7 protein-coding genes are annotated in these 6,612 nt (G+C 49.3%); all 7 read right to left on the reverse strand.

Annotated features, from left to right (window positions below; genetic code table 11):
- Positions 1–335: transposase (locus tag BGK46_RS00465; protein ID WP_139130699.1), on the reverse strand; the 335-nt coding region annotated here is incomplete at its 3' end.
- 128 nt (positions 336–463) lie between these two features.
- Positions 464–1,978, reverse strand: coding sequence for an amidophosphoribosyltransferase (gene purF / locus BGK46_RS00470; protein ID WP_069586506.1), 1,515 nt, complete (start codon positions 1,976–1,978; stop codon positions 464–466).
- A 31-nt stretch (positions 1,979–2,009) separates the two neighbouring features.
- Entirely contained in the window at positions 2,010–2,507 is a 498-nt protein-coding gene (locus tag BGK46_RS00475; RefSeq protein ID WP_069586507.1) for a CvpA family protein, read from the reverse strand.
- Between the two features lie 61 nt (positions 2,508–2,568).
- Positions 2,569–3,114, reverse strand: a complete 546-nt coding sequence (locus tag BGK46_RS00480; RefSeq protein ID WP_069586508.1) for an SPOR domain-containing protein — start codon at positions 3,112–3,114, stop codon at positions 2,569–2,571.
- 12 nt (positions 3,115–3,126) lie between these two features.
- A complete protein-coding gene (gene folC / locus BGK46_RS00485; RefSeq protein WP_069586509.1) occupies positions 3,127–4,377 on the reverse strand; it encodes a bifunctional tetrahydrofolate synthase/dihydrofolate synthase in 1,251 nt (416 codons plus the stop codon).
- A gap of 68 nt (positions 4,378–4,445) precedes the next feature.
- The gene (accD, locus tag BGK46_RS00490) at positions 4,446–5,363 is read right to left on the reverse strand and encodes an acetyl-CoA carboxylase, carboxyltransferase subunit beta (RefSeq protein WP_069586510.1); all 918 of its coding nucleotides are present in this window, start codon (positions 5,361–5,363) and stop codon (positions 4,446–4,448) included.
- Between the two features lie 150 nt (positions 5,364–5,513).
- Positions 5,514–6,317 carry a tRNA pseudouridine(38-40) synthase TruA gene (gene truA, locus BGK46_RS00495; RefSeq protein ID WP_069586511.1) on the reverse strand — a complete coding sequence of 268 codons (804 nt, stop codon included), beginning with the start codon at positions 6,315–6,317 and terminating at the stop codon, positions 5,514–5,516.
- Between the last annotated feature and the right edge of the window lie 295 nt (positions 6,318–6,612).

The raw sequence follows: 6,612 nt of genomic DNA on the forward strand, positions 1-6,612 counted from the left end.
ATACGATTTTGGCTCAGCGTGGACGCATGGATGACCTTCTCTGTCAGCGACATACGCAAGAACCAACGATAAGCAACGTTGACTTCAATTTCTTTAACAAGCTGGCGCTCGCTTTTGATGCCGAAGAGATAGCCAAGCAGGATGATTTTAAATAAGCGAACGGGGTCAACGGGTGGACGGCCATTATCTTTGCAATAAAGGTGAGCGACTTCATCTCGAATAAACTCGAAGTCGATGGCGCGGTCGATTTTACGAACAAGATGGTCTTTGGGAACAAGTTGTTCCATCGTCACCATTTCAAGTTCATATTGGTGTGGAGAAGGTTCTTGAAGCATACCGGAGCATCCCTATTGCAACACTCCTATTAGATCAAAGGTCTAGCTCGAAAGCTAGACCTTTGTCAGCAGTCTGAAAGCCGCATCGATGCGGCTTTTTTCGTTATCATCACGCTATCCACGGGCTTTTAGCTTTCATTATGGATCTCTAAATTGGCGAGCTCTTGTTGTTGTTCACGAACTGTTTTCGCACTGTCACTACGCAAGCTTTGTATGTATTCCAAATACGCTTGGTCAACATCGTTGGTCACGTACTCACCACTAAACACAGAGGTTTCAAAACGTTCGATAGCGGGGTTTGCCTCACCGACAGCGGCAACAAGATCGCTTAAGTCTTGATATATCAAACCGTCGGCACCAATCAATTTGGTAATTTCATCCACTTCTCGTCCATGAGCAATCAGCTCATTGGCACTGGGCATATCAATACCATATACGTTGGGGAAGCGCACTTCTGGTGCTGCGGAAGCGATATACACTCCTTTCGCACCGGCTTCACGCGCCATTTCAATGATCTGCTCCGACGTCGTGCCACGCACAATCGAGTCATCCACCAACAAAACGCGCTTATCTTTAAATTCTGAGCGGATTGCATTGAGCTTGCGGCGCACTGATTTACGGCGCATTTGTTGACCGGGCATGATAAACGTGCGGCCTACATAGCGGTTTTTTACAAACCCTTGTCGATAGGGCTTGCCGAGCACCTGCGCAATTTCAAGCGCAATATCACAGGACGTTTCAGGAATCGGGATGACCACATCAATGTCCATCTCTTCCCAGTCTCGCTGTATTTTCGCACCCAATTTTTGTCCCATACGAACGCGCGCGCCATACACCGAAATTTTATCGATAAACGAATCAGGGCGAGAGAAATAAACGAATTCAAAAATACACGGGTGCAAACTTGGTGAGGCCGCACATTGGCATGTGTGAAGTTGACCATCGAAAGTAATGTAGACGGCTTCACCTGGGGCCACATCACGGACAAAGTCAAAACCAACTGCATCAAGGGCAACCGACTCTGAAGCAACCATGTATTCAACTTGGCCTTGCTCTTCACGCTTGCCCAAACACAGGGGACGAATACCATGCGGGTCACGGAAGGCAATCATGCCATGACCGATAATCATGGATACCACTGCGTAGGCACCCGATACCTGCTCATGCACCGAGCGGACGGCAGCAAACATATCATCAGCGGTAAGCGGATGTGACACGGCGTTAGAAAGCTGGTGCGCAAGAACGTTGAGGAGGATTTCAGAATCTGAGGTGGTATTTAGGTGACGGCGGTCTTTTTCAAACAAGGAATGACGGAGTGCTTCTGCATTGGTCAAGTTCCCGTTGTGCGCCAAGGTTATTCCATAGGGAGAGTTGACATAAAACGGCTGTGCTTCTGAGGCACTAGAGCTGCCGGCGGTCGGATAACGCACATGGCCAATACCGACATGACCTTGTAAACGTTGCATATGTTTGAGTTGAAAAACATCCTTCACCAAGCCATTTGCTTTGCGAAGGCGGAAACGATTGTCGTCGATGGTGACAATCCCGGCTGCATCTTGGCCGCGGTGCTGTAGCACCGTTAACGCATCATAGATGGACTGGTTGACCGGATTGGCCCCTACGATTCCAACAATACCACACATGTCAGCTATTCCTTGTTACGCGTAAACCAGCCTAAGACCCCGCGATCTTAGGTAAGAAACTGGAACTGTTCTCGAGGTAGTTAAAGAACCATTCAATAACTACAGCAAAATTAGGAATCAGTTCAGATTGTCCCCATGCTTGGGTTTTAGAGACTGACGTAAACGCATCCAAGAAAAACAAGACGGCGGCGACAATCAATACTCCACGAACACTTCCGAACACAATCCCCAACACTCTATCTGTCCCTGATAGTCCTGTTTTATGCACTAACTGGGCAATCACATAATTGACCACTGCACCCACAATGAGGGTAGCAATAAACAGTAAGGCAATAGCGGTTCCGTTACGGATCACCGCATCCTGTATGTTGGTGAGATACACCGCAAGTTGCGGATAAAATTGGCTGGCGACAAAAAAAGCACCAAACCAAATCACCAAAGACAATGCCTCTTTGACAAAGCCTCGGATAACGCTAACCAGCGCCGAAAAACCAATGACGCCAAGAATCAGGTAATCAATCCAAATCATGTTATTCACTTGCTCGAGACGCGCGCATTCTAACAGAAAAAATGCTCACGCAAACGTTTTCTTATTGGGTAAGTGGGTCAAATTTGCGCAATTGCCCTTTCAGCCCGGTGAGAGATTCTAAGTCTGCCAATTGAGATTCCAGCGTGTTTTTAGACACATCTGGACCCACAACCACTTTGGCAAGGTCATCAGGTTTCAGATCCCGTGGCAAAATATGGGCTTGGTAACCTTTCTCACGCAATTGGCTAACCAAACGGCGCGCATTCTCCTGATTGCGGAAGGTACCAAGGCGAATCATCCACGCGCCATCTGCCGTGGCGATCGACTCAGATGCCGTTGAATCAGGGGTCGTTTCACGCTGGTTTGATGCGTCCCCTTCTTCGTCGGTTGTTTTTACCGAGGTGTCAGGCACAGCAACATCAGCCACCTGTGGTTCAGCAATGGGAGTTTCTGTCACAGACGCATCAAAGTCATCGCGCAGAGGAATACTTTGATAGCTCTCTTGATAGTGCTCTTTTTTGCCATCCAAAACATCTGGCAAAAAAATCACCCCCATTGACACCAATACCAGCGTACCGACTAATCGTTTTTGCAACTTACTGGCCACATCGACTCCGTTTTAATTAATCTGTTCACTCACTTGCCCCACGGTATGGAACGACCCGAATACGACCACACAATCACGCTCGGGTTCCGCCGCTTGGTAGGCCGCTTGATAAGCGTGATAAGGGGTGTCAAATAGCTCCTCTGCGTTTACGGGCAAAGCACTCGCCGGAGCCCCCCGCGCAACACTCAAGGAAGCGGGATACCAATGGTCAACAATTCCCTCAAAGCACGCTAACGTGCCGGCAATATCTTTATCTGCCAGCATAGCAACCACAGCATGGATGTTTCCGCCTCTATCCTGCTTAATGGTCGCTAATCTATCCGCCAAATATTGCGCAGCGTGCGGGTTATGGGCGACGTCAAACACGGTGTAAGGCTGGCTTGAAATAACTTGCATCCGGCCAGGCACAGTGAGGGTTCGCAATGCCTCGGTGATGTGCGTGTCAGCGATATCCAGCTCTGCGACCCCAAGCGCCATTAATGCCGTTGCGGCATTTTGCATAGGAATATGAGGAACTGGCAGCGCATCCATATCAAAGGCACCGGCATGCCAACACCAAGTATCACCTTGCTGTACATAGTGATATTGATAACCAATTTGATACAAGTCTGCACCAATCGCGTCCGCATGCGCAGCAACACTCGGAGGAGGCGCAGGTTGACCACAAATCGCCGGTTTACCCGCACGGAAAATCCCCGCCTTTTCATACCCGATTTGGTCGATGTCATCGCCGAGCCAATCACAATGATCCAGCGCTAGACTGGTGATCACTGATACGTCATGCTCGACCACATTCGTTGCATCTAAGCGTCCCCCAAGGCCGACCTCTAGGATCACGACATCAAGCTCGTGCTGCTTAAATAGCTGCAACGCCGCCAAGGTACCAAACTCAAAAAAGCTCAGGCTGGTTTCTCCGCGCGCTTGCTCAATGGCGGCGAATGCTTGGCAATGCGCCGCATCGTCTAATGGTTTGCCATTAATACGCACGCGTTCGTTGTAATGAACAAGGTGAGGAGAGCTATACACGCCAGTGCGATAGCCCGCATTCTGCAAGATCGCCTCGAGCAGCGCACAAGTCGTTCCCTTACCGTTGGTACCCGCCACTGTTATGATCTTTGGGGCAGGTTTGGTCAATTGCGCATGCTCGGCAACGTGGGTAACGCGTTCTAACCCTAAGTCAATCGCGCTGGTATGGATGGATTCAAGATAAGACAGCCACGTCGATAGCGGGGACGTGGCTGTAGGAATGCATTGTTCAGACATTAACTTGGTCAGTTGCTACATGATGGGTAGATAATACCAAGGATAACGCTGAGGAACACGGTCAAATCTTACTCTTGAGAGGCAGATTGCTCGTCTTCTTGTGGCTTGTCTTGTTCAACGTCAACCACCAATGGTGATTTCACATTGCTCAGCTTTGCAAGCAGCCCTGCCAAGCGCTGACGCATTTCGCGACGATCAACAATCATGTCGATGGCACCATGCTCGAGCAAGAATTCACTGGTCTGAAAGCCTTCAGGTAACTTTTCACGTACCGTTTGCTCAATCACGCGACGGCCCGCAAAACCAATGATGGCTTTAGGTTCCGCGACATTGACGTCGCCAAGCATTGCGAAACTGGCGGTGACGCCACCATAGGTTGGATCGGTCATCACCGAGATAAACGGCATCTTATGGCGAGAAAGACGCTCCAGCGCAGCGCTAGTTTTCGCCATCTGCATCAGCGACATCAAGGCTTCTTGCATACGCGCGCCACCGCTGGCAGAAAAACATACCAGACCACAGTTATTCTCAATCGCAGTATCTACTGCTTTCACAAAACGTGCACCTACAACGGCACCCATTGAGCCACCCATGAACTTAAATTCAAAGGCACAGGCAACCACAGGAACCTCTAACACGGTTCCTTTCATGACGATCAGTGCGTCCTTCTCACCACTCGACTTTTGTGCCGCAGAAAGGCGGTCTTTATATTTTTTCGAGTCACGAAACTTCAGCACATCTTTCGGCTCAAGCTCAGCGGCAATCTCTTCGCGACCGTCTTTGTCGAGAAACACATCAAGGCGGCGACGAGCAGGAATGCGCATGTGATGATCACACTTAGGGCATACCTCTAGGTTACGCTCTACATCTGCGTGATAAAGCACTTGGTCACAGGACGTACACTTGGTCCACACCCCTTCAGGAATGGATGCTTTGCGCGATGAACCAATGTTGCTTTTCGTTAGGATTTTTTCAAGCCAGCTCATGGACAACCTTTACTTAATCATGGGCGTCCGCATAGGACGTCCATCTTGGATTCGTAACAAATTAGACCGAATTAAATCACAAGTCAGTCAGACTTGGGATAAAAAACTGGTACTACCTATTCTTCGCTCTACCCTTTGACGCGCTACTATTTAGGCCCGTTCAATGACCTCATCGGGTAAAAACAGGGGGCCAATCGGCGCATCGGGCAGCGCAAACTCTTGCGGATAATCAACCTCAACCAAATACAAGCCTTCCGCTTTGGCAGTGGCGGCCGCTAAGGTGCGATCTTTTTGGGCCAGCAGCCATTCAATCCATTCGGGAGGATGTTCTTTTCGGCCCACAGCCATCAAGCTACCTGCAATATTTCGCACCATATGATGAACAAATGCATTCGCTTTAATATCGATGATAATGTAACGCTCGCGACGACTCACCGACAAATGCATCACATTTCGCCACGGTGATTTTGACTGACATTGCGCAGCGCGGAACGAGGAAAAATCGTTTTCCCCCAATAAGTACTGACCGGCCTGATGCATTAAGGTTTCATCCAACTCACCATAATAATGGCTGACCCCCGTGGCTAAAATGCCCGGACGCAGAGGATGATTGTAGATGATATAACGGTAACGACGAGCGGTCGCGCTAAACCGAGCGTGAAAGCTGTCAGGCACCTCTTTTGCCCAACGAACAGCAATCGCATCCGGTAAATTAGCATTCACACCCAGTGTCCATGCTTTTAACGGCCGCTGGCTATCCACATCAAAGTGCACCACTTGACCAGTCCCATGCACACCAGCATCGGTTCGTCCAGCACATTGAACATCGATAGTTTGGTTAGCCACGATGGATAAAGCACGCTCCAAGTGCGCTTGTACGCTGGTAACTTCTCGTTGGCGCTGCCAACCGTAAAACTGCGCTCCATCATATTCAATGCCTAACGCGACTCTCATGCTTGTGCCTTTTCGTTTACTCACTATCAAGGCGCCGCATTATATACGTAATGCATGCGATGTGCAGGTCCGATACCGGGCCCCTTTAATCATCGATGTCGCCAACGCAAAGATAAAAAACGGCAGCCGAAGCTGCCTAATGCCGATCAGTTAAGCAAAAAATGATCGGTTGAACGATCCTGAGAGGGTGTCAAAATCCGAGTGTTTCTGCACACTCGGATTTTTTTATGTTCTTAAGACAAGCCCTCGACCGAATACATCAATTCTCTGCGTACCAAATAAATGACCTAACCGA

It is taken from the genome of Salinivibrio sp. SS2, assembly GCF_001722075.1.
GTDB lineage: Bacteria > Pseudomonadota > Gammaproteobacteria > Enterobacterales > Vibrionaceae > Salinivibrio > Salinivibrio proteolyticus.

Excerpts from the sequence above, each read along its gene's own strand:
- purF (WP_069586506.1), bottom strand. The coding sequence starts at position 1,978 with ATGTGTGGTATTGTTGGAATCGTAGGGGCCAATCCGGTCAACCAGTCC.
- BGK46_RS00475 (WP_069586507.1), bottom strand. The coding sequence starts at position 2,507 with ATGATTTGGATTGATTACCTGATTCTTGGCGTCATTGGTTTTTCGGCG.
- folC (WP_069586509.1), bottom strand. The coding sequence starts at position 4,377 with ATGTCTGAACAATGCATTCCTACAGCCACGTCCCCGCTATCGACGTGG.
- accD (WP_069586510.1), bottom strand. The coding sequence starts at position 5,363 with ATGAGCTGGCTTGAAAAAATCCTAACGAAAAGCAACATTGGTTCATCG.
- truA (WP_069586511.1), bottom strand. The coding sequence starts at position 6,317 with ATGAGAGTCGCGTTAGGCATTGAATATGATGGAGCGCAGTTTTACGGT.